This is a genomic window from Flavobacterium sp. (genome assembly GCF_040382755.1).
Classification (GTDB): domain Bacteria; phylum Bacteroidota; class Bacteroidia; order Flavobacteriales; family Flavobacteriaceae; genus Flavobacterium.
In genome coordinates this window covers 1-26,471 of sequence record NZ_JBEIET010000021.1, presented here as the reverse complement: position 1 = coordinate 26,471, position 26,471 = coordinate 1, and the positions used below count along the sequence as shown (strand labels likewise).

Sequence of the window (26,471 nt, the reverse complement as noted above, 5' to 3'; positions counted from 1 at the left end):
TGTGAGATTTTTGACTCAAAAGTTATAGTTTTTAACAAATATAAAAATATTCAATAAACTATGGTTGTCATTCTTTAAATTTATAAATACTTTGTATATTTGAACAACAATAATAGGCCTAAATATATGACATTTATTAAAACTACAGAGCAGGCATCAAAATACGAACATTTAGAAAAAATGTCTGTAAACGAATTGCTTACACACATCAATACAGAAGACAAAACAGTTCCATTAGCAGTTGAAAAAGCGCTACCAAATATTGAAGTGTTAATTGAACAAATTATTACTAAAATGAAAGTAGGTGGACGATTATTCTATATTGGCGCTGGAACTTCTGGTAGATTAGGCGTAGTTGATGCAAGTGAATGTCCACCAACATTTGGTGTTGATTTTGATACCGTTATAGGAATCATTGCAGGTGGCGATACCGCTATTAGAAAAGCCGTTGAATTTGCTGAAGATGATAAAGAACAAGCTTGGAAAGACTTACAAACGTGGGAAATTAATGAAAATGATGTTGTAATTGGTATTGCAGCTTCTGGAACGACTCCGTATGTGATTGGCGGATTGCAAAAATGCAATGACAATAATATTGTTACCGGAAGTATCAGTTGTAATGCGCAAAGTCCGCTTTCGCAAACAGCAAAATATCCTATTGATGTAATTGTTGGACCTGAATTTGTTACTGGTAGCAGCAGAATGAAAGCAGGAACAGCACAGAAATTAGTTTTAAATATGATTTCTACGTCTACTATGATTGCTTTAGGCAAAGTAAAGGGCAATAAAATGGTAGATATGCAATTAAGTAACGACAAACTAATTGACAGAGGCATACGAATGATAATGGAAGAAATTCCAGTAACGTATGAAATAGGTGCCAAATTATTACAAGAGTATGGCAGTGTAAGAAAAGCTGTCAATTTCTATATTAGCCAAAAATAAAAATAGTATGTCTGTAAATAAAATAATACTAAACAAAGGACTTCGCATATTATTAGGTTCATTGCCCACACTTTTTGTAGGTGTATTTATTTTAAATAGTAGCTTTAAAAATCAAAAACATCCTTTATTTATTTATGTGGCGATTTTAGGTGTGTTAGTTTGTTGCTTTTCTGTTTATTTGATGTTTAAGGGCATAAATACGATAATGAAAAGTATGTTTGAGAAGTAAAAGTAAAAAGTTGCTAAGTAAAAAGTTTCTAAGTTTCTAAGTTGCAAAGTAAAAAGTAGCAGAGTAAAAAAATAGTTAATCTATGTTTTCTATGGATAACGAAGCTACTCAAATTAACATAATATTTCCTATTTTCCTATGTGTTTAATAAAAGTGAAAAGGATTTAACTCGATAATTATCAGAATTGTTATAAAACATAAAATGAAAAAAATCATATTATTATTCGCATTAACACTTGTTTCTTGTTACAATCAAGAAAGAAAGTGTACCGATTTTAAAACCGGAAAATTTACTTCAGAAACCACTTTTGATGGTAAAAAACTAACGAGTTCATTTGAAAGAAATGATTCTATTCAAATTGAAAACTATAATCAAGTTATTGATACTTTTACAATTCGTTGGATAAATGACTGTGAATATATTTTAGAAAATGTGAAGCCAAAAAACAGAGCAGAAAAAAAAGCAATTCACGTTAAAATACTAAATACCAAAGAATTAAAATATAATTTTGAATATTCATTTGTTGGCGATGCAAAAAAACAATTTGGTTCTGTAACTAAATTATAGTTTTCAACGTAAAATAACAGTATGTCTTTAAACAGACTAAATTCTAAAAACAAAATATACCTAACCAAATGGAAATATTAACCAACCCAGACGCTTGGATTGCCCTATTAACCTTAACTTTTTTAGAAATCATTCTCGGAATTGATAATATTGTATTTTTATCCATTGTTTCTGGAAAATTAAGAACGGAAGACCAACCAAAAGCCAGAAGAATCGGATTATTATTAGCAATGGCATTTCGAATTGTTTTGCTTTTTGGAATCACTTGGGTAATGAGTTTAAAAAAATCGTTTTTTGATTTTGATTTGGGCTTTTTCTCAGGAGGAATTTCGGGTCAAAGTTTAATTATTTTTGGTGGAGGTTTATTTTTATTGTACAAATCCGTTTCAGAAATACATCATAAACTTGAAGGCGAAGACGAAACAGCAAGCGGTAAAGCCAGTAATACTTTAGGCGCTGCTATTTTACAAATTGCTTTGTTAAATATTGTGTTTTCTTTTGACAGTATTTTAACAGCAATAGGTTTAGTAAGTGCTGCCGAACCACCAGTTGGATTTGGTGCAGCTGGTGCAATTGAAATTATGATTATGGCAATTATTATTTCAATAATTATTATGATGATTTTTGCAGGACCTGTAAGTAAATTCGTAAACAATCACCCAACCATACAAATTTTAGGATTATCGTTCTTAATATTAATTGGTGTGATGCTTTTAGCAGAAGGTTCACACTTAGCCAACTTTAAATTCTTTGGGGGCGAAACCGTGCATAGCATTCCAAAAGGATATTTATATTTCTCTATTTTCTTCTCTTTATTTGTAGAATTTTTAAATCTAAAAATGAAGAAAAACAGCAAGAAACCTGTTGTTTTACATAATAGTAAAATTATGGATCAAAAATTAGAAGATACTGATATTACGAATTAAGCCATAAAAAAACCTGATAGGAAAACTATCAGGTTTGTATTTGGAATTTATTCTAAACTCAACGTTATTTGTCCGTCATCGTCTAATTCGATATTGAAATCTTGGTTATCAGAAGTATTTTCTTCAGAAACCAGTACTTCTGGTTCGTCTAATTCCTCTTCATAAGGTAACGATTCAAGTATATTTACTTGTTTGATTTTATCAGTAGTTAATTGATTTCCTAATGCTTTAATTCCTTTCACAGCAATAAACTCGTCTAAATTTACAATCTGATTGTCTTTTTGCACACCTTTTACTTTTGCATAAACCACCTCAGCCATTGGTAACCAATCTGTTGAAATAATTTCTAATTGTGATTTTTCGTGCTCTGTAATAAAAATTTCCTCTTTATTTTCATTTTCAATTAAGAAACGTTTTACAAAATAACGCTCTTTTTCTCCATCGTAATAAATAGCTGAAATCGGTTTTTTCGGATTCCATTTTTCCATTACAATCATATCTTCATCAAAATGTGTGGTCAATTCAGGAATAATGGTTTTAATTTTTCCAGCTTGATTCGCAATAAGCAATCTATCATTAGGCTTAAATTCGCCCAACAACTCACCTCTTCCATCAACATTTAAACGATGAACTGTATCGTCAAACCAAATTTTTCTTGGTCGAAGAGTAGAAATTCCTTTTTCTTTTAACTCAATTTTCTTGATTGGATATTTTGTAACCGTATTTCCTTTACTTGCACGACCTTTAATGGCGATATCTGAAAAATCTTGATCCCATTTCAGTTTCTTAATACTTCCTACTTGGCGTAATAAAATAGTCACCACCTCAGCTTCTCCATTTGGATTGGCAGAGAAATATAAGACTTGCGAACCTGGCTTTTCTTGTGTTAAATCGTAAAATTTATCACGAGTCACTCCAGAAACATTAAAACGTTTAATAAATGTGGAACCGTTTTTACCATCACGATAAATCATATTATAAATGGTACGTTTATCGTTTTTATCGAAAACAGCGATATGAATAATATCTTTGCCTACGAACTTTTTATCATCCACTTTAGCAATCATCATTCTACCATCTCTAAGGAAAACAATTACATCATCAATATCCGAACAGTCGGCCACATATTCGTCTTTCTTTAAACCTGTTCCAAAGAAACCTTCTTCTTTGTTTACGTATAATTTTGTGTTACGCAACACCACTTTCGTAGCTTCAATCGTATCAAAGCTTCTCAATTCGGTTTGGCGTTCTCTTCCTTTTCCGTATTTTTCTTTTAGTTTAGTAAAATAATCAATAGCAAAATCAATTAGATTGTCTAAATGATGTTGCACTTCTTTCATTTCATCTTCTAACTTCGCAATAAAATCGTCCGCTTTATCCGAATCAAATCGCGTAATACGAATCATTGGAATTTGCGTTAATTTCTGTAAATCTTCATCTACAATTTCACGAACAAACGACTTTTTAAACGGTTCAAATTGTTTGTATAAATACTCGTAAAGTGTTTCTCTGTCCGAATACAATTTGAAATCGATATACATTTCTTCACGAATGAAGATTTTTTCTAATGTTGAAAAATGCCATTTTGTTTTTAATTCCTCTAATTGAATTTCTAATTCTTTTCGAAGTAAAACAACCGTTCTTTCTGTCGAAATTTTCAACATATGAGACACGCCAACAAAAAGCGGTTTGTTGTCTTGAATCACACAACCTAAAGGCGCTACCGAAGTTTCACAAGCCGTGAATGCATACAAGGCATCAATAGATTTATCTGGCGAAACACCAGGGAAAAGATGAATTAATATTTCTACCTCAGCAGCGGTATTATCTTCAATCTTTTTAATTTTTATTTTTCCTTTTTCATTGGCTTTCAGAATACTATCAATCAATGTTGACGTATTCGTTGAAAACGGAATTTGAGTAATCACTAACGTTTGCTTGTCTAATTGCGAAATTTTAGCACGAACTCGAACTCGACCGCCTCGCATTCCATCATTATAATTCGAAACGTCTGCAATACCAGCCGTTTGGAAATCAGGATAAATGGTAAATGGTTTTCCTTTTAAAATTTTTATCGAAGCATCAATTAATTCATTAAAATTGTGAGGTAAGACTTTTGTTGATAATCCCACCGCAATTCCTTCGGCTCCTGAAGCTAATAATAATGGGAATTTTACAGGTAAATTGTTTGGTTCAGCACGACGACCATCGTAAGAAACACCCCAATCGGTAATTTTTGGAGAGTACAAAACTTCCAAAGCAAATTTTGACAAACGGGCTTCAATATAACGAGAAGCTGCCGCACTATCGCCAGTTAAAATATTTCCCCAGTTTCCTTGACAATCAATAAGTAATTCACGTTGCCCGATTTGCACCATTGCATCGCCAATACTGGCATCTCCGTGAGGATGATACTGCATCGTGTGCCCAACAACATTGGCCACTTTATTATAACGACCATCATCCAACTCCTTCAAAGAGTGCATAATACGACGTTGCACGGGTTTAAAACCATCTTCAATAGCAGGAACAGCACGTTCTAAAATTACATACGAAGCATAATCCAAAAACCAATCTTTGTACATTCCTGTCACTTTGGTAATGGTATCTTCTGGATTTTCGTCGTTTTCGTAAAAATGTTGTCCTTCGAAGTGTTTGGCGTCTACTTCAATAATTTCTTCTGAAGAAGCTTCCTCTTGATTGTCATCAATTGAATTATCCTCTGAATTATTTTCAGTATGTTCCGTATTTTCTTCTTCTGGATGAATGTTTTCTTCTTCGTCTTTCATTATGCTGAATTTATTTCAGTGTTTTATTTTAATATTGCTTCAATATCAATTCCCTTATTTAAATATTATTTTACTTTAAAAATATTTAAAGCCGTCACCTTCTTCACCGTTATTTTTAAGCTTCATTTCTTTAAACACTTTAATTAACTGTCTTCCTTGTTCTGAGCATATATCAGAAACTTTAATTCCTTTTGATTGTCTGCTACCTCCACACGATGCACAAAACTCATAAAAATCAATGATTGAATTGTTTTTATAAAACAATAAAATATGTCTTGGCTGATAACAATCAGCATAACTACAGTCATTATAATCTTTAGATGATAGAATTTTCAATATTTTATCACTAAACAAATTGTCTAATACTACATTATCAATAATTTGTACTTTAGGAATTTCTATAGAATCATTTACTAATTTAATTATATCCGTTTTTTCAGCTTCTTTTCTGTGTTCTGAATAAGAAACTAATCTTATTTTATCATATTTATCAAAAGATTCATATTCTAATTGATTTAATTTTGAACAAGAAAAAAAACCTAAAAACAAAATAGCTATTAAAAATCTCATCATTTTATACATCTTTAAACTTCCTCTTCCACCACATCTAATTCTACCTTCAAGTTGTTAATGATAAACTCTTGACGGTCGGGTGTATTTTTACCCATATAGAATTCTAATAATTTCTCAATAGACGTAGCTTTATCTAACATCACAGGATCGAGACGAATGGTTTCTCCAATGAAATTTTTAAACTCATCTGGAGAAATTTCTCCTAATCCTTTAAATCGGGTGATTTCTGGTTTTGGCTTTAGTTTTTCCATCGCCGCTTTTCGTTCTTCTTCCGAATAGCAATAAATGGTTTCTCTTTTATTTCGAATTCTGAATAATGGCGTTTGCAAAATATACAAATGCCCTTCTTTAATCATTTCAGGAAAAAATTGTAAGAAAAAGGTAATTAACAACAAGCGAATGTGCATTCCATCGACATCGGCATCGGTAGCAATTACGATATTATTATAACGCAAATCTTCCATACTTTCTTCAATATTTAATGCCGCTTGCAATAAATTGAATTCCTCGTTTTCGTACACAATTTTCTTACTCATACCGTATGAGTTTAATGGCTTACCACGTAAACTAAATACGGCTTGTGTATTCACATCACGACTTTTAGTAATCGAACCCGAAGCTGAATCTCCCTCAGTAATAAAAAGGGTGCTTTCTAAACTTCTTGGGTTTTTAGAATCCGTTAAATGCACTCTACAATCGCGTAATTTCTTATTGTGTAAGTTGGCTTTCTTAGCTCTGTCTTTGGCTAACTTTCTAATTCCAGATAATTCTTTACGCTCGCGTTCTGCTTGTAAAATTTTACGAAGTAATGCATCGGCAACTTCTGGATTTTTATGTAAGAAGTTATCTAACTTCGTTTTCATAAAATCGTTAACAAACGTACGAACCGATGGCGCATCAGGTCCCATATCGGTAGAACCTAATTTGGTTTTGGTTTGACTTTCAAAAACAGGTTCTTCTACACGAACCACAATTGCCGAAACAATTGATTTACGAATGTCTGATGCTTCAAAAGGTTTGTTATAAAACTCTTTTATGGTTTTTACTAATGCTTCTCTGAATGCACCTAAATGCGTTCCACCTTGCGTAGTGTTTTGTCCGTTTACGAAAGAATAATATTCTTCTGAATATTGGGTTTTACTATGCGTTATGGCGACTTCAATATCATCACCTAAAAGATGAATAATTGGATACACCATATCTTCTTCGGCAATATTTTCTTCTAATAAATCTTTTAAACCGTTATCAGAATAATATTTTTCGCCATTAAAATAAATTGTTAAACCTGTATTTAGGTAACAATAATTTTTAAGCATTTTAATGATATATTCATTACGATACTTGTAGTTTTTAAAAATAACTTCATCAGCAACGAAAGACACTTTTGTACCTTTTCGTTTGGTAGATTCTATAACATCTTCTTCAAGAGTTAAATTTCCTGCAGAAAATTCAGCTGCTTTTTGCTGGTTATCACGAACAGATTCTACTCGGAAGTAATTTGACAACGCATTTACTGCCTTGGTTCCTACTCCATTAAGTCCTACTGATTTTTTGAATGCTTTAGAATCGTATTTTCCTCCGGTGTTCATTTTGGAAACAACATCAACGACTTTTCCTAAAGGAATACCACGACCATAATCGCGCACGGTAACCATTTTGTCTTTTAAGGTGACTTCAATTACTTTACCAGCACCCATTACAAATTCGTCGATACAGTTATCGAGTACTTCTTTTAATAAAATATAAATACCATCATCTGGTGATGAACCATCTCCTAACTTACCAATATACATACCAGGACGCATACGAATATGCTCTTTCCAGTCGAGTGAACGTATATTATCTTCGTTATATTGATCTTGTTGCTCTTGCATAAATCGGAATTTGTATTTTTTGCAAGATAAAGGATTTCATTAAAAAATAAAAATGGTTTTTAAAGAAGTTATTAAGAAGTTTTCAGTTTTAGAATATAGAGAATAGAACACTGAAAACAGACTTGAAACTGCAATTAAACTTGATTTATTAAATACAAGCAAAAAAAAACCGTTACATTTCTGCAACGGTTTTTTCTATATTCTATATTCTATAATTTATACTCTAAATTTACACGTTAAAACGGAAATGCATTACATCTCCATCTTTCACAATGTATTCTTTTCCTTCTACTCTAAGTTTTCCAGCTTCTTTACATTTTGCTTCTGTACCGAAATTTGAATAATCTTCAAAAGCGATAACTTCTGCACGAATAAATCCTTTTTCAAAATCAGAGTGAATTACTCCTGCTGCTTGTGGTGCCGTATCGCCAACTTGAATGGTCCAAGCTCTAACTTCTTTTACACCGGCTGTGAAATAGGTTTGTAAATTCAATAATTTATATGCTGCACGAATTAAAACTGCAGAACCTGGTTCCGACAATCCCATATCTTCCAAGAAAACCTGACGTTCTTCGTAGCTTTCTAATTCTGTAATATCTGCTTCTGCTCCTACTGAAAGGATAATTACTTCTGCTTGTTCGTCTTTCACTAATTCACGAACTTGGTCTACATATTTGTTGCCATTTACAGCGGACGCTTCATCTACATTACAAACGTACAAAACAGGTTTAGCTGTAATTAATTGAAACGCTTCGTATAAAACTTCTTCTTCATTACCATTTGGCACAACCGTTCTTGCCGATTTTCCTTGTAATAAAGCTTCTTTAATTCTATCTAAAATTCCTTTTTCAATTTTTGCTTCTGCATTTCCTGTTTTAGCGCCTTTATTCGCTTTTTCTAAACGTTTTTCAACCGTTTCTAAATCTTTTAATTGCAATTCGATATCGATGGTTTCTTTATCACGGATTGGGTTTACATTTCCATCTACGTGAACAATATTGTCGTTGTCAAAACAACGTAATACGTGAATAATGGCATTACATTCTCTAATATTTCCTAAAAACTGATTTCCTAATCCTTCTCCTTTACTCGCCCCTTTAACTAAACCAGCAATATCAACAATATCAACGGTTGCCATTTGTACACGTTCTGGATTTACCAATTCTTCTAAACGATTGATTCTTGGATCGGGTACGTTTACTACACCAATATTTGGCTCGATAGTACAAAACGGAAAGTTAGCACTTTGCGCTTTTGCATTTGATAAACAATTAAATAATGTTGATTTTCCTACGTTTGGTAAGCCTACAATTCCTGCTTTCATATTTTAAAGCCCCTAAATCCCCGAAGGGGACTTCACATCGGTTCAATTTATTATTATTTTCTATCACAACTCCGCTTTGGGGTTGGAGGTTTTATTCGTTATGCAAAAATGCTTGTCTGTTTAAAAGTGTTTCTTCACTTTCTACGTGATTGTCATCTGGTACGCAACAATCAACAGGACAAACAGCCGCACATTGAGGTTCGTCGTGAAACCCTTTACATTCGGTACACTTTCCTGGAACGATGTAGTATAAATCATCTGAAACAGGCGTTTGTGCCGCATCTGCATCGATTTCTGTTCCGTCTGGTAAAATTATTTTTCCTGAAAGTTTGGTACCGTCTTTCCAACGCCAATCATCCGCACCTTCATATATTGCAGTATTTGGACATTCTGGTTCACAAGCCCCACAATTAATACATTCGTCTGTTATTATAATTGCCATTTTATTTTGTCTTAATGTTGAAAAGTCATAATGTCAAATGTCGTAAATCTTTTTACTTTAAGACGTTAGACTTTCGACATATTATATTAATTTTGTGCAAAAATACAACGTAAACTAAATATAAACAAGTTACATATGTTACAAATTGAAATAAAAAATAATTTTGTTGAATTAGGAAAATTTTTAAATCAGTTTTCTTTAGACAATAATCAACAAAATGAGCACGTAAAACATAATGACGTTTTTTATAATTCATTTGTAGATTTAATTGCGTTATCCCAATCTCACAACAATTGGTTCACACCAGACAATGTTCATTTTAGCATTTCAAGTTGGGCAGAAGCTTTAACTGAAAACAACATAAATCAATGGCTTTCCGAATATACTTTTATTGAAAAATCACCAAAAAATGTAGGTTTAATATTAGCAGGAAATATTCCATTAGTAGGTTTTCACGATTTTTTAACGGTTTTAATTTCTGGGAATAATGTTTTAGTTAAAACATCAAGTAAAGACGATTATTTAATTAAATTTTTAGCTAAATATTTAATTGCATTGGATAATCGATTTAATGAAAAAATAACGTTTGTTGAAGATAAATTAGAAAATTACGATGCCGTTATTGCTACTGGAAGTAACAATACAGCAAGATACTTTGAATATTATTTTAAAGATAAACCATCGATTATTAGAAAAAGTAGAAATTCCATTGCAGTTTTAACCGGAGAGGAAACGCCAGAAGAAATGACTTTATTAAGTGAAGATGTATTTCGATATTTTGGCTTAGGTTGCCGAAATGTTTCTAAAATTTTTGTGCCAAAAAACTATAATTTCGATGCGTTTTTTAATGGAATGTATGCTCAAAAAGATGTAATATATTATGAAAAATATGCCAATAATTACGATTATAACAAAGCGGTTTTTTTAATGAGTAATTTTCAATTATTAGATAACGAATTTTTAACTATTAAAGAAGATATCAGTCACGCCTCACCTATTTCTTCGGTATTTTATGAATTTTATGAAGATATAAACGAAGTAAAATTACGTTTACAAAAAGATGCAGAAATGATTCAATGTGTTGTTTCAAATGGAAGTATTGAAAATTCAGTCTATTTTGGAAAAACTCAAAAACCAAATTTATGGGATTATGCAGATAATGTAGACACAATGCAGTTTCTAATTAATTTATAAAATGACAGTTTCTAAAATTAGTACGATAATTAAAACACAAAAAGAAAAAGACGTACACAAACACCAACCTAAATTCAATTTAGAAGCAAAAGTAAACTCCAATCGAAAGGCATCAAAAAAAGAAAAATAATATTTTTCGAAATCGATATTGTTAATAAGTCGGTACGATTTCAATTATTTAATTTTGGGCAGTTTTTCTAAAAACCTGAAATTTGCACCAAACTACAACCACATTATGAAAAAACACAATTATAGCGCAGGACCTTGTATTTTGCCACAGGAAGTATTTGAAAAATCAGCTCAAGCCATTTTAAATTTTAATAATTCCGATTTATCATTATTAGAAATTTCGCACAGAAGTAAAGACTTTGTAGCTGTTATGGATGATGCACGAGCTTTAGTTTTAGAACTTTTAGGATTAGAAAACAAAGGTTATCAAGCGTTATTTTTAGCTGGTGGTGCAAGTTTAGAATTCTTAATGGTGCCTTACAACTTAATGAAAGTTGATGGAAAAGCAGCTTATTTAGATACAGGAACGTGGGCAAACAACGCTATTAAAGAAGCCAAACATTTCGGGGAAACCTTAGTTGTTGGTTCTTCAAAAGAAGCCAATTATAATTATATCCCAAAAAACATTGAAATTCCAACTGATGCAAGTTATTTTCACTGCACTAGTAACAATACCATTTTTGGAACACAAATGAAATCATTTCCAAAAACAAATGTGCCTTTGGTTTGCGATATGAGTTCGGATATTTTTTCAAGAACATTAGATTTTTCACAATTTGATATCATTTATGCTGGTGCACAAAAAAATATGGGACCAGCTGGAACTACATTGGTAGTAATAAAAGAAGAAATCTTAGGAAGAACAGGTCGTTATATACCAAGTATGTTGGATTATGAAAAACATATTAAGGCAGAAAGTATGTACAATACGCCGCCGGTATTTCCTGTTTATGCTTCCTTATTAACCTTACAATGGTTAAAAAATTTAGGCGGAATTGCAGCTATTGAAAAAATAAATAATGAAAAAGCAGCCTTATTATATTCAGAAATTGACAGAAATCCATTATTTAAAGGAACAGCTGCTACGGAAGACAGAAGTATCATGAACGCTACATTTGTTTTAACTGACGAAAGTTTAGCAGAAAAGTTTGATGCAATGTGGAAAGCAGCAGGAATATCTGGTTTAACTGGGCACCGCTCTGTTGGAGGCTATCGTGCTTCTATGTACAATGCATTACCATTAGAAAGCGTTCAAGTATTGGTAGACGTAATGAAAGAATTGGAAGTTAGTGTTCAGTAATCAGTATTTAGTATTCAGAAAAATAGAATATAAATTATAGTTGAGTTTCACTTTTAAACTCATAAACTTTTAAACATATAAACTCAAAAATGAAAGTATTAGCAAACGACGGAATTTCAAAAAGCGGAATTACTACTTTAGAACAAGCTGGTTTTGAAGTCATCACTACAAAAGTAGCACAAGAACAAGTAGCCAATTATATCAATACTAATAATGTACAAGTTATTTTGGTAAGAAGTGCTACAAAAGTAAAACAAGACATTATTGATGCCTGTCCTGGATTAAAAATTATTGGTCGTGGCGGTGTTGGAATGGATAATATTGATGTAGAATATGCCCGTTCAAAAGGAATTCATGTAATTAACACACCGGCTTCTTCATCTGAAAGTGTAGCCGAATTGGTTTTTGCGCATTTATTTTCTGGCGTTCGTTTTTTACACGATGCCAACAGAAATATGCCTTTAGAAGGTGATACCAATTTTAATGGGTTGAAAAAAGCCTACGCTGACGGACTTGAGCTAAGAGGAAAAACAATAGGTATTATTGGATTCGGAAGAATTGGTCAAGCGGTGGCGAAATTAGCTTTAGGAATTGGAATGAAAGTCATTGCTGCCGATAAATATATTAATGAAGCTGTAATTAGAGTAGATTTTTATAATGGTCAATTTATTAATGTAGATATTAGTACTGAACCTTTAGAAGACGTTTTAAAACAAGCTGATTTTATTACCCTTCACGTACCTGCACAAGACGGTTATGTTTTAGACAAAGCCGAGTTTGAAATGATGAAAAACGAAGTGGGAATTGTAAACTGTGCTCGTGGTGGGGTAATTAATGAAGTGGCTTTAATTGAAGCTATCGAAAACGGAAAAGTTTTATTTGCCGGATTAGATGTATTTGAAAATGAACCTACTCCAGAAATTCAAATATTAATGCAACCAAAAATTTCATTAACACCACATATTGGTGCAGCTACTTTAGAAGCGCAAGACAGAATTGGTACCGAATTAGCGGAACAAATTATTAGTTTATTGAAAAACAAATAATTCAAAAAGCACTTACCGTATTCAAAAATAAAATTTAGTCCTGATTTTTCGGGACTTTTTTTTATCTTTATACCGATAAATTTTAAAAAATGAATAGGTTAAAAAAACGTTGGAATATTTCAAGTAACTGGCAATTAGCGAGCATTTTAATTGTTTTTGCCATTACAGGTTTCAGCGCTTTACAAGTAGCAAAACCTTTCCTAATACTTATTGGAATTCCCGAAACCTTTCAGCCACATTGGTTGTATCGCGTTTTACGTTTGGTATTAATTTTTCCTTTTTATCAAGTATTACTTGTTTTTATTGGTTTTCTATTTGGACAATTTACTTTCTTTTGGAATTTTGAAAAGAAAATGTTGAATAGAATGAAATTAGGTTTCATTGCAAATTTTGTGGATGAAAAAATCCTGAAAAAATAAAAACTTAATAAAAACAAAACCTATTTCTGTCTTACAATTGAACTAAAAAATTGTAATTTTGCGTTTTGATAAAAATTGTATGCAACACACAGAAAATTCTATTGAAATTATTGGGGCTCGTACTCATAATTTAAAAAATATTGACGTTACCATTCCTCGCGAAAAATTAGTCGTTATTACTGGTTTATCTGGTTCAGGAAAGTCGTCCTTAGCCTTTGATACGATTTATGCTGAAGGGCAACGTAGATACATCGAAACGTTTTCTGCTTATGCACGTCAGTTTTTAGGTGGATTAGAACGTCCAGATGTAGATAAAATAGACGGACTTTCACCAGTGATTGCCATTGAGCAAAAAACTACCAATAAAAGTCCACGTTCAACCGTGGGAACGATTACAGAAATATACGATTTTCTTAGATTATTATTTGCACGTGCCGCGGATGCATACAGTTACAACACGGGCGAAAAAATGGTTTCCTATTCGGACGATCAAATTAAAGAATTAATTTATGATGAATTTGATGGGAAAAGAATTAATATCTTATCTCCCGTAATTCGTTCACGAAAAGGACATTACAGAGAATTATTTGAACAAATTGCCAAACAAGGTTTTTTAAAAGTTCGTGTAAACGGAGTGATAAAAGATTTGGAATATGGTATGAAAGTGGATCGCTACAAAACACACGATATTGAAATTGTAATTGATAGAGTGGCTGTAAAAAAAGACGAAGACACCGACAAACGATTAACCGAAAGTATCAAAGTAGCTATGCATCACGGTGATGATATTATGATGGTAATTGAACAAGATTCTCAAGAAGTTCGGTTTTACAGTAGAAGTTTAATGTGTCCTACCTCTGGTATTTCGTATCCCAATCCAGAACCTAATAATTTTTCCTTCAATTCACCAAAAGGGGCTTGTTCTAACTGTAATGGTTTAGGAATTGTAAACGAAATAAATCTGCAAAAAATTATTCCAAACCCAAAATTATCTATAAAATCGGGTGGTTTTGCACCATTAGGTGAATATAAAAGCACTTGGATTTTTAAACAATTAGAATTTATTGGTGAAAAATACGGATTTAAAATAACAGATACTATCGATACCATTCCTGCAGAAGCAATGGATATGATTTTATATGGAGGAAATGAAAAATTTTCAGTCGTATCGAAAGTGATGGGCATTACCAAAGATTATAAAATTGATTTTGAAGGCATATCCAATTTCATTAAAAATCAGTTTGAACAATCCGAATCGGCAAGTATTAAACGTTGGGCAAAAGAATTTATGGATGAAAACACGTGTTCTGAATGTTCTGGAACGCGTTTACGAAAAGAAGTTTTATATTTTAAAATTAATGAGAAAAGCATAGGCGATTTGGTTCAAATGGACATTGTAGAATTACAACAGTGGTTTTCCGATTTACCAAATCATCTTTCCGACAAACAAATTACTATTTCATTTGAAATTTTAAAAGAAATCAACGCTAGAATTAATTTTTTACTGGATGTAGGCTTAGATTATTTATGTTTGAATAGAAGTTCGAAAACCCTTTCTGGTGGAGAAGCACAACGTATTCGATTGGCCACACAAATTGGTTCGCAATTGGTGGGTGTTTTATATATTTTAGACGAACCAAGTATCGGATTGCATCAACGCGATAATGAACGATTGATAAAATCATTAGAAAGTTTGCGCGATATTGGCAACTCGGTTTTAGTGGTGGAACACGATAAAGATATGATTTTACGTGCCGACCACGTGATTGATATAGGCCCGAAAGCAGGAAAATATGGCGGACAAATTATTAGCCAAGGCACTCCTGCTGAACTATTAAAAGAAAATACAATTACTGCTCAATATTTGAATGGTAAAATGAAAATTGAAGTACCAAAAACGCGCAGAAAAGGAAATGGAAAGTTTTTAAAACTAACTGGTGCGACAGGAAACAACCTAAAAAATGTTTCTATAGAAATTCCGTTAGGGCAATTAATTTGTGTTTCAGGGGTTTCTGGAAGTGGGAAATCCACCTTAATTAACGAAACGCTCTACCCTATTTTAAATACTCATTTTTATAACGCAGTTAAAAAACCTCAACCTTATAAAAAAATTGAAGGTTTAGAATATTTGGATAAAGTGATTGATATCGACCAAAGTCCGATTGGTAGAACACCTCGAAGCAATCCAGCCACATACACCGATGTTTTTTCAGAAATAAGAAGTTTGTTTACAATGACATCCGAAGCACAAATTCGCGGCTATAAACCAGGTCGATTTAGCTTTAACGTAAAAGGAGGAAGATGTGAAACTTGTGAAGGTTCAGGAGTAAGAACAATTGAGATGAGTTTTTTACCCGATGTATATGTAGAATGCGAAACCTGTCAAGGTAAACGTTTTAATAGAGAAACTTTAGAAATACGTTATAAAGGAAAATCCATTTCAGACGTGTTAAATATGACAGTTGATGAAGCCGTTGAATTCTTTGAAATGATTCCAAAAATTTATCGAAAAGTAAAAACCATTCAAGATGTTGGTTTGGGATATATTACTTTAGGACAGCAAAGTACCACTCTTTCTGGTGGTGAAGCACAACGAATTAAATTAGCCGGAGAATTATCTAAAAAAGATACAGGAAACACCTTTTATATTTTAGATGAACCTACTACTGGCTTGCATTTTGAAGACATTCGTATTTTAATGGATGTGATTAACAAATTAGTAGACAAAGGAAATACGGTTTTAATTATTGAACATAATTTAGATGTCATTAAATTGGCCGATTATATAATTGACATTGGTTTAGAAGGCGGAAAAGGCGGCGGAGAAGTATTATGCAAAGGCACACCAGAAGAAATTATTAAAAATAAAAAAAGTTATACGGCACAGTTTTTGAAAAAAGAATTATCTTAGATTAGTTATTTAAAATAAAAAAGAAAAATATGAGCGGAATATATCAAAATGAAGAGGAAAGAATCCAAGACAAATTAAAACAAAAAACTTGGAATGAAGTACGAGCAAACGATTCTTGGGCTATTTTTAAAATTATGTCGGAATTTGTAAATGGATACGAAACTATGGGACGTATTGGCCCTTGTGTATCTATTTTTGGTTCAGCAAGAACAAAACCAGAAGATAAATATTATTTACTTGCTGAAAAAATAGCTTATAAAATTTCGAAAGCGGGCTACGGAGTCATTACTGGCGGTGGACCTGGAATTATGGAAGCCGGAAACAAAGGCGCACATCACGGCGGTGGAACATCCGTAGGATTAAATATTGAATTGCCTTTTGAGCAACATTTTAATCCCTACATTGACCGAGATAAAAACTTAAATTTCGATTACTTTTTTGTTCGAAAAGTAATGTTTGTGAAATATTCTCAAGGTTTTGTAGTAATGCCTGGAGGTTTTGGAACCTTAGACGAAATGTTTGAAGCAATTACATTAATACAAACTAAAAAAATAGCTAAATTTCCAATTATCTTAGTGGGAACTGAGTTTTGGTCGGGTTTAATGGATTGGATTCAATCTGTAATGATAGACAAATTTAAAAATGCTTCACCTGAAGATTTAAAATTATTTAAAATTGTAGATAACGAAGATGAGGTGGTGGAAGCTTTAGATAATTTCTATAAAAAATACGAATTGTCTCCTAACTTTTAGCATCGAGAAAATCAGCTACATGTTTTGAAAGCCTTAGCGATAAATTGTTATATAAAAAGTCCCGTCTTTATAAAAGGCGGGACTTTTTTTAATTTATCTTATAAGAAACACCTAAGTTATAATTAAAAAACTTACCGAAAGCAAAAGCACTCAGAAAATTAAATTTATTTAAACTATAATTTACGGCAATTTCGCCAATATAATTGGTTTTTCTTTTTTCAATGGTATCAAGCAATTGATTTATTATTTGTTGAGCCGGAATTATATCTTCTATAGCGCCTTTTTCACCACTTACTACATAATTAAACATACTGCTATTGACAATAAAACTTCCTAAAATTTCAAATTTATTGATTTCTTTAGATACCGCTAATTGATAATGAAATGTATCAACAATTCCGTTTAAATTATTAATACCTAAATTTCCATACGAAGTATTTACATCTAAAAAATCAAAACTAATGTCTTCATTAGAATAAAAAGACATCGCAGAAATATGAATTTTTTTAGGTTCTAAACTCGGAAAATATTGACTAATATTGTGTTTTAAACCAACACCATACACTTGATAATAACCACGTTTTAAATTGGTTTTAGTTGAAAAACGACCAATAAGTTCTGTTCCACTTGGCAAAGCGAGAGATACATCTAAATACGGATAGTTTATAGTTTCTTGATTCACTCCTTTTGGGGTTTTTAAACGGACTTGTTGCCCATCTAAATCACCTACTAAATAATAGGTGTCATCATTTCCAATTGCCGTTGGTACAACTGCTGTAGTTTCTGTTCCTTCTAATTGTAAAAATTGAAAATCCGAATTCGAAATAGTAAAACTTCTATCCGATTTTGGCACAAAAAACATATTCCCATGAATTCCTACATTTATTTCCCAGTTTTCTTTCTTCTTTGCCGAATTCATCCATGCAGAAGAAGCTTGATAAACTGCTGCATCGGTAGCAGGAATTAAATATTGCTTGGAATACAAAAGGGCATCTTCTAAAAGATACCCTATTTGTTCAAATTGTGCTGTGGTTTGTGCTGATCCAAAATTTGAAAAAACAAAAACAAACAGACTTGTTAAAATACTTAACTTTTTCAATTACGCATCAATTTTAGCGTAAGCAGCATTTTTCTCAATAAATTCTCTACGAGGTGGTACTTCATCACCCATTAACATAGAGAAAACGCGATCTGCTTCTCCTAAATTATCAATTGTTACTTGACGGAAAGTTCTGAAATCTGGATTCATTGTAGTTTCCCACAATTGTTCTGCATTCATCTCTCCAAGACCTTTATAACGTTGAATACTCGTACTTCCTCCCATTTCCATAGAAATTCTATCACGTTGGTCATCGTTCCAAGCGTATTGTTTTTTGTTTCCTTTTTTAACCTGATATAACGGTGGCGCTGCAATATACACGTGCCCACCTTCAATTAATTCTTTCATATATCTAAAGAAAAACGTAAGAATTAACGTAGAAATGTGAGAACCATCGACATCGGCATCACACATAATAATTACTTTATGGTAACGTAATTTAGATAAATTCAATGCTTTACTGTCTTCTTCAGTACCTACTGTAACACCTAAAGCCGTGAAGATGTTTCTAATCTCCTCGTTTTCAAAAACCTTATGTTGCATCGCTTTTTCCACATTCAAAATCTTACCTCTTAATGGTAAAATTGCTTGAAAATATCTATTTCGACCTTGTTTTGCTGTTCCACCTGCAGAATCTCCCTCTACTAAGTAAATTTCACATTTTTCTGGATCTTGTTCCGAACAATCTGATAATTTTCCTGGCAATCCACCGCCACCCATAACGGTTTTACGTTGTACCATTTCACGGGCTTTTTTCGCTGCGTGTCGGGCTTGAGCTGCTAAAATTACTTTCTGTACAATGGTTTTAGCATCATTAGGATTTTCTTCTAAATAGTTTTCTAACATTTCTGCAACAGCTTGCGAAACGGGAGAAACTACTTCTCTATTTCCTAATTTTGTTTTGGTTTGTCCTTCAAATTGTGGTTCTTGAATTTTCACAGAAATAATCGCTGTTAACCCTTCACGGAAATCATCACCAGCAATTTCAAATTTTAATTTTTCTAATAAACCAGAAGCATCAGCATATTTTTTTAACGTACGCGTTAATCCCATACGGAAACCTTGTAAATGCGTTCCACCTTCGTGAGTATTAATGTTATTTACGTATGAAAAAATATTTTCTGTATAAGAAGTATTGTAAATTAAGGCTACTTCGACAGGAATTTCACCTTTTTCATTTTCCATGCTAATTACATGAGAAATAATAGGTTCTCTGTTTCCGTCTAAAAACTTAATAAATTCTTTTAAACCTTCTTTAGAATGAAATGTTTCAACTGGTTGACTTCCATCTTCAGCCAAATGTCTTTTATCGGTTAAGGTAATTGTAATTCCTTTATTTAAGAAAGACAACTCACGTAAACGAGCCGCTAAAGTATCGTATGAATATTCTAAAGTTTGTGTAAAAATGGTAGCATCTGGTTTGAAGGTTACGATAGTTCCTCTTTTGTCAGTTGTACCAATTTGTTTTACTGGATATAAACTTTTTCCTTTTTCGTATTCTTGTTCGTAAATTTTTCCATCTCTGTGAACAGTAGCGCGTAAGTGGTCAGAAAGTGCATTTACACACGATACACCCACTCCGTGAAGTCCTCCAGATACTTTATACGAATCTTTATCGAACTTTCCTCCTGCTCCAATTTTAGTCATAACTACCTCTAAAGCAGAAATTCCTTCTTTTTTGTGAATGTCAACAGGAATACCACGACCATTATCTTCTACAGATATAGAATTATCTTCATTAATTGCTACATAAATAGTGTCACAATGACCCGCTAATGCTTCATCAATTGAGTTATCTACAACTTCATATACTAAATGGTGTAAACCTCTAACTCCAGTATCTCCAATATACATTGATGGACGCATTCTTACGTGCTCCATTCCTTCTAATGCCTGAATACTATCGGCTGAATAACTCCCTTTTTTATTTTCTTCACTCATAATAATTGTGCTAAATAAACATTTTTATAACAAACAAATATAACGAATGGATTAAAAAAAGCCAAGAAATAACAACAGCAAAGCGCCTTAAGTTATCAACATTTGTTAATTTCTAAAATCTTTCCTGAAAAGGGCTAAAAAGTATCAAAAATGCCGTTTTGGTGTTTTTTTATACCCAAAAAAAATAGTTAAAAATAAGAAAATGTCTTAAAACGCAAAATAATGGGGTTTTAAAAATCAAGAAATTTATGTGTTTTGTAAAATTTGAATAAGAAAACCGTAATTTTTTACAAAATTTCTAAAATTTTATACTGAACTTGATTTACCAAAAATTCAGAATTCACAGCTTGATGCATCATCTGCATTCCTAATGGCGATTGCGGAGAAATGGCAAAAACAGCACGATTATCAATTGTGATTTTTGGCAATGCGGTACTGATGAAAACGGTTAAATGATTTGTAACAACAACACTTCCTAAAATGGCTTTATTTGAAATCTGTTCGATATCTAATTTTGATAAAATGGCTTGTTGTTCTAATGCTTCTTTTAACTTATTTGCAATTTTTTCTTGTTCGATATGTAATTTTGACAATGTAGTTTCGTGTTTATCACCTGCCGAAGATTTAGCATCATTTTGCGCATCTTCAGTTAAAGATTGAATTAAATCTTGATAAATATCTATTTTATCTTGAAGTAGTATTTGATAATGAGAAAGTATTTTTTGCTTGAAGTTTGGCATTTTCGAATATTCTGAATTAAAAGTAGATTTGATTTTATTTATTTTTTTTCGACTTCTTTCTCAAGAATTTCCGGTTCAAAATCTAAAGGTAAGGTATTTCCAGCTTTTTGTTGTCCGATATCGCCCCCAAAAACAATTTGATCTTTATGTGAGTTATTTCCAGAGCTATCTACAAAAAAAGTTTCGGTTTTAAATATTACGCGTGATTGTCTTTTTTTGCGATACAAAAGATTAAAATCGGCATAAAAATTAGTTTTTTTAATACCACCAATTGAAAAAGAAACTTTATTTGTTGAAGTAACCGTAACTTCATATAAATCGTCTTTTTTCAACACTTTAAAATAATCATTAGCAAGCACAGGAAACCTACCTTCATACAAAATGAATTTTTTTTCAGACCAAGAATTATCAATTATACCCTTAAAAAAGTCAACTGCTGAACCAAAATAAACATCGTTTCTGTTTTTAATTATTTTTTCGTCAATCTTAGTTTCTGTATATTTTACAGTCCCTAAAAATAAACTTTGAATAACATTTGCCGATTTAATGGTTTTAAAATTAAATTTCACATAAAAATCTTGTAAATCAAAATCAATAACATAACCTAACAATGGATTTTCTACTTTTATAGGTTCTGGGCAAGAAGCCGTGAAAGTAAAAGTTTCTAAATCGTAATTTAAATCAATGGCATCTTCATTTAGTATTTTACAGGCCTTTCCATATTTTGTTACACCTAAAAATTGTTCTCTGAAAAGTTGTAATTTTTGCTTTCTTGTAAAGCCATCTTTAACAACCAAAACCGTTTCAATTTCATTTTGTTTTGGAACTAAAACGAAGGTAAAAAATGGTTTTTCATATGGATTTGAAACATAAATATCTTCATAACCCATAAATTTGACAATTAATAAGGTATTGAATTTACTTTTTGAAGTAATTTCAAACAAACCATCAGCATCCGAAACTGTTCCGATGGTTGTTCCGTCTAAATATACAGAGGCACCAGCAATTGGTTGCTTATTGGAATCGGTAATTTTTCCTTTAATGTTTTGCGAAAAAACAAATAACGGAAACAGTATTATGATTAAAATTTTACTCACTTAAATAATTATTTTTTCAATGATTTCTATTTCTTAAGAATATTTAGATGCTTTAAGGAAGACAAAAATTACGAAAAATTTGTGTAAATCCGTTCAATCTGAATAATCTGTGTACCTATTTATTAGAAATCGAATTTATAAGTAGCTCCCCCTAAAATTTGAATGCTTTGCACCGGGAATCCAGCCCAACGTTTGTATTGTTGATTGGCTAAATTATTTCCTTTTAAAAAGAAATTTAATCTTTTACTGAACTTATAACCCACGTGCGCATTCAAATCAAAATAACTATCTAAAGTTACTGTTTTTATACCTGAATTAAAAGAAGAAAACATAGATTCATTTTGGATACTATCAATATCTTGTCGTTCTCCAACAAAAAACAATTTAGCACCAGCGCTCCATTTTTCATTAATTTCAACATCCACAAAACTTGCGACTTGAAGTTTTGGTAAATTCCAAGCTTCATTTTGCGTATTTGTAGTGAAAGTATTAAATGTTCCATTAATTCCAAAAGCAATGTTTTTCGTAAAATCTGCTTTCAATTCACCAAAAACAGACCAAGTTTTTAAATCGTCGTAAACTACATTAAAAGAATTTCCAAAAGCATATCCATTTGGATTAGTTGACAAAACATCATAATAATTTGCTGCAAAAAGTGCTCTATCATCTTGGTTTAAATATGAGGTTTTAACATTAAAAGCAACTGCATTGGCTAATTTTCCTTTCAAACCAAAATATAAATCGTATTTTGTATTGGTTGGAGCAATAAATAACGTTGGAGAAACAAACGGATTATTATCTACGAAATCCGCATACGAATTTTGTTGTAAATTTCCTTCTGCTCCTGCATAAGCCAATAAAATATCTCCTACTAATTTGTAGGATGCTTTTACTTTTGGATAAAAGAATATTTTCTTGTTATTTTCTTGATCTATTGCAGACTTGGCATAAAAAACTTTTGCACCAATTTCAACTGACAAGTCATCTTGTTGGTATAAGATACTCGGGCTAAAACCTAAATTTAAGGATGAATAATTATACGCTGAATTCATTTGCATTAACCTTCTATCAAAACTTCCGCCTACATAATCCAAAACAAAATCAGTTTTCACTTTCTGATTTACTACGTTAAAATCAAAATTTGGTTTGATAAAAAATCTATTTTCTGCTGAACCAAAAGCATCTGAAAAATGTTTGAACTGCAATGAAGCTTGTTTAAAAAAACTGTCTTTCAAGCTCATTTTTCCACCAATAGCAATTGTATTGTATTGTTGTTTTTCATCAATGTTATTGACTACAGAAGTATCAAAAAACGAATAATTTGGTAAACCATACCAATTGATTCCTTGGTTTTTAATTCCTAAGTCGGCATTCCAGCTAAATTTTTTATTTCTGCTTCCGTAAGTCGCGTCTAAAGCATTTGTATAAAAACTATCATCTAAAAGTAAACCTCCTATTCCACCTTGAGAGGATAGATGCTGTAACATTCCTCCGACATAATCGGTTTTACTTATTTGATGTGTTAAAAAAAGTTCGGCATTTGCCGTTCCATACGTTCCAGCACCTAAGGAAACATAATTTGAAAATCCTTTTTCTAAAATTTCTTTATCTACGTCGGCGGCTTTTCCTTTAGATGGTAAAAATGTAGAAGCTACTGGGAATGAAAATATCTGAAATTTGATTGGAATTTTTGGTTCTATCACTTCTTCTTCCACGGCAGGGGTTTGTTTCACTTTAAACGCATCAGAAATGGTTGGCGTGTAGGGTTTAACAATATTTACTACTTCACTTCCAATGTTTTCATCTTTCTTTTGAGAAAAACCAACTTGAAAGGCTGAAAGGACGATGATACTTAAAATTAACTTCTTCATATATTTTTTTATTTTAACCGCAAAGACACTAAGGTTTTCGCAAGGTTCGCAATTTCTTTTACTTTTTACTTTTGCCTTTTTACTTGACACTTACTCCGTAACTGACGAATTCGTCTTCGCTTCTTCGGCTTTTATGGTTTCTAATTCGGTTTGACATTCTGTGACTACATCAGTAAATTCTGCAAAATTATCGATGATACTTTGTAAAATTTCAGTAGCTTGAAAACTATCTTTAAGTCCGTAATAGTTTTTTGCCATTACCAGTAAACTTTTCGCACCAAAATATTTATAACCCGAATACGTACTTGAATATTTTTCAACGGCTTTATTTGAAGCATCAAATTTTCCTTCTTTGTTTTTAAAATAAGCGTCGTAATACAATGCTTCTGCAGCCAATTCGCCTTTTGCAATTTTCTGTAATTTAGCGTAGGCTTCTTTGGCATTGGCTTCATTATTGGTTTTTATAGCCGAACGTGCAATAATAATTTGAGCGTCGCTTTTAATGTTATCATCCATTTTCGGATTTTTCAATACTTTATCAGAATAGATTTCAGAATTGTCATAATCTTGTTTCTCGTAATAACATTTCATTAAATTTGATTGTGCAAACGTGGTGTTTTGCGGATACTCAGCATCTGTTTCTAATCGTTTTAATACTGGAATCGCGCTATCACAATTTTTCTCTTTCAAATAAATCTCAGACAATCGAACCAAAGCTTGCTCTGTAAATTCATTTCGAGCTTGAGCAATTACAAATTCATAATGTGGGATTGCATTTTTTTCTAAAGTATCGGCAAAATACAATTGAGCTAAGTAAAAATGTACTTTTAACGCGTGTAATCCATTCGGGAACTGCACCAAATAACTCGTAAATCTGGAAATAGCTTGTTTGGCATTATTTGTTAAATACTGTTTTTCAGCTGATTCATACATATCATTATCTAATTCCGCATCATTCACTTCAATAAAAGAAAGCGTTTTTACCCAAGCCGCATATTCAGTAATATTTCCGTTTGCTTTGTATATACTTTTTGCAGTAGATACGGCTTCAAATGATTCTGGCGAATTTGGAAATTCAGCTACCACCTTTTTAAATTTTGTAAGCGCTGCATCATCTTTATCTGTATTATAGAAAATTAAGCCTTGCTTTAAAATCGATTTTGCAATATAAGCACTGTTTTTATGTTGATTAATTAAATTATCAAACGTGGCAATTGCTTTATCATTTTGTTCTTCAACAGTATATGTATTGGCTAATTCATATAAAGCATCATCCATATATTGTGACGTTTTGTAGGTAGAAACAAATTTGTTTAAATCTTCAATTTTCTTTTCGTTTTTATTTACAAATCCGTAACTCATGCCTTTTTGAAAAGCGGCATAATCAGCATCTACGCATTTTAACTCAATTGCTTTATTATAAGCATCCATCGCTGGCCAATACTTTGATGAAATGTAATTACAATCAGCCATACGTAAATAGGCATCCGTAAGGCGAACTTTATCGTCTTTACCTTTTACTATAAATGCATTAAACTGTGGAATCGCATTTTCGTATTCTTTAATTTTAAAATATGCGTATGCCAAATTATAATTAGCCGTTTTGATTTCAGGAGTTTCAGCAGCTGCGTAAGCATTTAAAAATTGTTTATACGTTAAAACGGCTTCAGAAAACTGTTCTAAACTGTACTCGCATTCCCCTTTCCAGAATAATGCTCGAGCTGAAATCTTAGGGTCTTTGTTTTCCGTTAACGATTTTTTGAAAAGCCCATACGCTTCTTGATATTTACCATCTGTATATACTTCTAGACCTCTGTAAAAGGTAACTTTTTGATATGCCAATTTATTTTCAGGTGTTTTATTTTTCTCTAATAAAATTAAAGCTTCTGTATAATTTTTAGAAGTTATGTAGGAATTAATAAGTAAACTTTTTAATTCTTGATTATTAAGATTGTCTGGATATTTATCAATGAAAGATTTTAATATTTCAGGTGTTGAAACATACGGATTTCCTATTTCGTAACTTAATTTTGCATAATTTAAAGCGGCATCTTCTTGAATTTTAGCATCAAAAGTCATTTCTGAAGCCGTTTTAAATGCATTTAACGCTTGTTGTTTTTTATCCGTATTTAAATAACTTTCCGCCAAATGATAGTACGCATTTTGTGCTAAAAAGTCATTTCCATCAATAATTTTATTGAATTGCAAAATGGCACTTTCATAATTTTTTTGTTGGTAAAAAGCATACCCTAATTGGTAATAATCGGTATTATTCCATTTTCCTTTTTTGCCTTTATAAGCTTGTAAATAAGGTAATGCATTATCGTATTGTTTTAAATTAAAATAACTTTCACCAATAATTTTAGACAATTCACTTTTTTCAATTGCTGTAGATTTTTTCAATTGCGGTTCGCCTAAATCA

22 protein-coding genes are annotated in these 26,471 nt (G+C 31.9%); 11 read left to right on the top strand and 11 right to left on the bottom strand.

Annotated features, from left to right (window positions below; genetic code table 11):
- Positions 1 to 126 precede the first annotated feature (126 nt).
- The 4 genes from murQ to ABWO04_RS03840 all read left to right on the top strand — a co-directional run bounded on the left by murQ (position 127) and on the right by ABWO04_RS03840 (position 2,668).
- Complete coding sequence (murQ, locus tag ABWO04_RS03855; RefSeq protein WP_353077483.1) at positions 127 to 945, top strand: N-acetylmuramic acid 6-phosphate etherase; 819 nt, start codon at positions 127 to 129, stop codon at positions 943 to 945.
- 7 nt (positions 946 to 952) lie between these two features.
- A complete protein-coding gene (locus tag ABWO04_RS03850) occupies positions 953 to 1,174 on the top strand; it encodes a DUF6095 family protein (protein ID WP_353077481.1) in 222 nt (73 codons plus the stop codon).
- Between the two features lie 202 nt (positions 1,175 to 1,376).
- A complete protein-coding gene (locus ABWO04_RS03845; RefSeq protein ID WP_353077479.1) occupies positions 1,377 to 1,742 on the top strand; it encodes a DNA topoisomerase IV in 366 nt (121 codons plus the stop codon).
- A gap of 68 nt (positions 1,743 to 1,810) precedes the next feature.
- Positions 1,811 to 2,668 carry a TerC family protein gene (locus ABWO04_RS03840; protein WP_353077477.1) on the top strand — a complete coding sequence of 286 codons (858 nt, stop codon included), beginning with the start codon at positions 1,811 to 1,813 and terminating at the stop codon, positions 2,666 to 2,668.
- 47 nt (positions 2,669 to 2,715) lie between these two features.
- Here the strand turns inward: ABWO04_RS03840 and ABWO04_RS03835 are convergent, their stop codons facing one another.
- From ABWO04_RS03835 to ABWO04_RS03815, 5 genes are all read right to left on the bottom strand, one after another.
- Entirely contained in the window at positions 2,716 to 5,457 is a 2,742-nt protein-coding gene (locus ABWO04_RS03835) for a DNA gyrase/topoisomerase IV subunit A (RefSeq protein WP_353077475.1), read from the bottom strand.
- Positions 5,458 to 5,532: 75 nt separating this feature from the next.
- Positions 5,533 to 6,030, bottom strand: a complete 498-nt coding sequence (locus tag ABWO04_RS03830) for a hypothetical protein (protein WP_353077472.1) — start codon at positions 6,028 to 6,030, stop codon at positions 5,533 to 5,535.
- A gap of 11 nt (positions 6,031 to 6,041) precedes the next feature.
- The gene (locus ABWO04_RS03825; protein WP_353077470.1) at positions 6,042 to 7,904 is read right to left on the bottom strand and encodes a DNA topoisomerase IV subunit B; all 1,863 of its coding nucleotides are present in this window, start codon (positions 7,902 to 7,904) and stop codon (positions 6,042 to 6,044) included.
- A gap of 229 nt (positions 7,905 to 8,133) precedes the next feature.
- The gene (ychF, locus tag ABWO04_RS03820) at positions 8,134 to 9,228 is read right to left on the bottom strand and encodes a redox-regulated ATPase YchF (protein WP_353077468.1); all 1,095 of its coding nucleotides are present in this window, start codon (positions 9,226 to 9,228) and stop codon (positions 8,134 to 8,136) included.
- Positions 9,229 to 9,319: 91 nt separating this feature from the next.
- Complete coding sequence (locus ABWO04_RS03815; protein ID WP_353077466.1) at positions 9,320 to 9,670, bottom strand: 4Fe-4S binding protein; 351 nt, start codon at positions 9,668 to 9,670, stop codon at positions 9,320 to 9,322.
- A gap of 135 nt (positions 9,671 to 9,805) precedes the next feature.
- Between ABWO04_RS03815 and ABWO04_RS03810 the strand changes: the two genes are divergently transcribed.
- From ABWO04_RS03810 to ABWO04_RS03780, 7 genes are all read left to right on the top strand, one after another.
- Positions 9,806 to 10,864, top strand: a complete 1,059-nt coding sequence (locus ABWO04_RS03810) for an acyl-CoA reductase (protein WP_353077463.1) — start codon at positions 9,806 to 9,808, stop codon at positions 10,862 to 10,864.
- A 1-nt stretch (position 10,865) separates the two neighbouring features.
- Positions 10,866 to 10,994, top strand: coding sequence for a hypothetical protein (locus ABWO04_RS03805; RefSeq protein ID WP_353077461.1), 129 nt, complete (start codon positions 10,866 to 10,868; stop codon positions 10,992 to 10,994).
- A gap of 105 nt (positions 10,995 to 11,099) precedes the next feature.
- Complete coding sequence (serC, locus tag ABWO04_RS03800) at positions 11,100 to 12,173, top strand: 3-phosphoserine/phosphohydroxythreonine transaminase (RefSeq protein WP_353077459.1); 1,074 nt, start codon at positions 11,100 to 11,102, stop codon at positions 12,171 to 12,173.
- A gap of 89 nt (positions 12,174 to 12,262) precedes the next feature.
- Positions 12,263 to 13,219 carry a D-2-hydroxyacid dehydrogenase gene (locus tag ABWO04_RS03795; RefSeq protein WP_353077458.1) on the top strand — a complete coding sequence of 319 codons (957 nt, stop codon included), beginning with the start codon at positions 12,263 to 12,265 and terminating at the stop codon, positions 13,217 to 13,219.
- 89 nt (positions 13,220 to 13,308) lie between these two features.
- Complete coding sequence (locus ABWO04_RS03790) at positions 13,309 to 13,638, top strand: DUF6787 family protein (protein ID WP_353077456.1); 330 nt, start codon at positions 13,309 to 13,311, stop codon at positions 13,636 to 13,638.
- Positions 13,639 to 13,717: 79 nt separating this feature from the next.
- Positions 13,718 to 16,549, top strand: coding sequence for an excinuclease ABC subunit UvrA (uvrA, locus tag ABWO04_RS03785; protein WP_353077454.1), 2,832 nt, complete (start codon positions 13,718 to 13,720; stop codon positions 16,547 to 16,549).
- 29 nt (positions 16,550 to 16,578) lie between these two features.
- Positions 16,579 to 17,301 (top strand): LOG family protein, encoded by a 723-nt coding sequence (locus ABWO04_RS03780; RefSeq protein ID WP_353077452.1) that lies wholly within the window; start codon positions 16,579 to 16,581, stop codon positions 17,299 to 17,301.
- 88 nt (positions 17,302 to 17,389) lie between these two features.
- Here the strand turns inward: ABWO04_RS03780 and ABWO04_RS03775 are convergent, their stop codons facing one another.
- The 6 genes from ABWO04_RS03775 to ABWO04_RS03750 all read right to left on the bottom strand — a co-directional run.
- Positions 17,390 to 18,400 (bottom strand): DUF6588 family protein, encoded by a 1,011-nt coding sequence (locus ABWO04_RS03775; protein WP_353077451.1) that lies wholly within the window; start codon positions 18,398 to 18,400, stop codon positions 17,390 to 17,392.
- Positions 18,401 to 20,341 carry a DNA topoisomerase (ATP-hydrolyzing) subunit B gene (gene gyrB / locus ABWO04_RS03770; protein ID WP_353077449.1) on the bottom strand — a complete coding sequence of 647 codons (1,941 nt, stop codon included), beginning with the start codon at positions 20,339 to 20,341 and terminating at the stop codon, positions 18,401 to 18,403.
- A 287-nt stretch (positions 20,342 to 20,628) separates the two neighbouring features.
- The gene (locus tag ABWO04_RS03765) at positions 20,629 to 21,081 is read right to left on the bottom strand and encodes a hypothetical protein (protein WP_353077447.1); all 453 of its coding nucleotides are present in this window, start codon (positions 21,079 to 21,081) and stop codon (positions 20,629 to 20,631) included.
- Positions 21,082 to 21,119: 38 nt separating this feature from the next.
- Positions 21,120 to 22,178, bottom strand: a complete 1,059-nt coding sequence (locus tag ABWO04_RS03760; protein ID WP_353077445.1) for a carboxypeptidase-like regulatory domain-containing protein — start codon at positions 22,176 to 22,178, stop codon at positions 21,120 to 21,122.
- Between the two features lie 122 nt (positions 22,179 to 22,300).
- Positions 22,301 to 24,049, bottom strand: coding sequence for a porin family protein (locus ABWO04_RS03755; protein ID WP_353077443.1), 1,749 nt, complete (start codon positions 24,047 to 24,049; stop codon positions 22,301 to 22,303).
- A 90-nt stretch (positions 24,050 to 24,139) separates the two neighbouring features.
- Positions 24,140 to 26,471: tetratricopeptide repeat protein (locus tag ABWO04_RS03750; RefSeq protein WP_353077441.1), on the bottom strand; the 2,332-nt coding region annotated here is incomplete at its 5' end.